The organism is Micromonospora sp. AMSO12t, from assembly GCF_008806585.1.
Taxonomy (GTDB): domain Bacteria; phylum Actinomycetota; class Actinomycetes; order Mycobacteriales; family Micromonosporaceae; genus Micromonospora; species Micromonospora reichwaldensis.
The window spans coordinates 1-477 of the sequence record NZ_WAAS01000607.1 but is presented as its reverse complement, the minus strand read 5'-3'; the positions used below and the strand labels follow the sequence as shown (position 1 = coordinate 477).

1 pseudogene is annotated in these 477 nt (G+C 81.6%); it reads right to left on the bottom strand.

Features of this window, described 5'->3' with window-relative positions:
* Positions 1–477, bottom strand: a pseudogene (locus tag F6X68_RS33165) (translation initiation factor IF-2); the annotation flags it as partial.

The following is a 477-nucleotide window of genomic DNA, read 5'->3' as shown; positions in this document are numbered from 1 at the left end:
GGCATGCCGGCCGGGCTGGGCCGGGGGCCACCCGGACCGGCGGCCGGAGGCCGCTGCTGCTGCTGGCTGCCCTGGATGCCGAACGGGTTGTTACCGGCGCCGCGCGCCGGCGGACGCCCGCCCGGACGACCACCCGGACCCGGTGCCGGCGTGCCGGGACGACCGGCGGCCGGGGAACCCGGGCGGGGCGGCATGGCACCCGGCCCCGGTCGGGGACCGGGACGGTTGCCACCGTCCGCCGGGGGCTCCCGGCGGACGTTCTCACGCTGCTGCTGCCGAGCGGCCTGGGCGGCCTTGACCGCCGCCTCCTGCTCAGCCTTCAGCGCGGCGGCACGCGCCTCGGCGGCCGCCACCTCGATGTCGTGGGCACTCGCCGGCTTGGCGACCGGGGCCGCGGGCTGCGGCGGACCGGGCACCGGGCCCTTGGGCTTGGGACCGGGCGCCGGCGCGGCCGGCCGCCGGGGCGGCATCGGCTTG